We start from the raw sequence: 590 nt of genomic DNA, 5'->3' as shown, positions 1-590 counted from the left end.
TGAGGCGCTAGGCTTGCTGATGCTGGTCGCCGAACATCCGTCGCTAGGGGTGACCGAACTCGCGCGCCGCGCCGGGCTCACCAAAGCGCGGGCCTTCCGTCTGCTCAGCACGCTGGAGCATCGCGGCCTGCTTGCGCGCGAGGCGCATGCCGCGGTGTACAAGCTTGGCTACAACGCCTTGCTGGTGGGCAACGCCGCGCGCGAGCAGATCGAGTTGATCAAACTGGTGGCGCCGCATCTTGTCGCGCTGGGCGAGGCCTGCGGCGAGAACGTGATCGTGCGCGTGCGTGACGGCCTGGAGTCGGTTTGCGTGGCACGTCACGAGTCATCGCAATCGGTGCGCGTGCACACCGAGGTGGGCAACCGGCGGCCGCTGCATGTCGGCGCATCCGGCAAGCTGCTGCTGGCGTTCGCCGCCGATGATGTGGTTGATGCCGTGCTGGCCCGCGCGCTCGAACGTTTCACCAGCACCACCATCGTCGAACCCGATCAACTGCGCGAGGAACTGGCCGCGATCCGCGCTGCCGGCTATGCGGTCTCGCTCGGCGAGCGCGATGCGGAAGCCGTATGATCAGCGAGACCGCGTTCTC

Annotated in this window: 1 protein-coding gene; it reads left to right on the top strand. The window is 67.5% G+C overall.

What is annotated here, in order from left to right:
- On the top strand, positions 1–571 hold a 571-nt coding region (locus tag OR16_RS39015; protein ID WP_006165027.1), incomplete at its 5' end, for an IclR family transcriptional regulator.
- Between the last annotated feature and the right edge of the window lie 19 nt (positions 572–590).

Origin of the sequence: Cupriavidus basilensis OR16, assembly GCF_000243095.1 — a bacterium.
In the GTDB taxonomy this organism is placed as follows: Bacteria; Pseudomonadota; Gammaproteobacteria; order Burkholderiales; family Burkholderiaceae; genus Cupriavidus; species Cupriavidus basilensis_D.
Note: the sequence above shows the minus strand (reverse complement) of the source record. Positions and strands in the feature narration are given on the sequence as shown.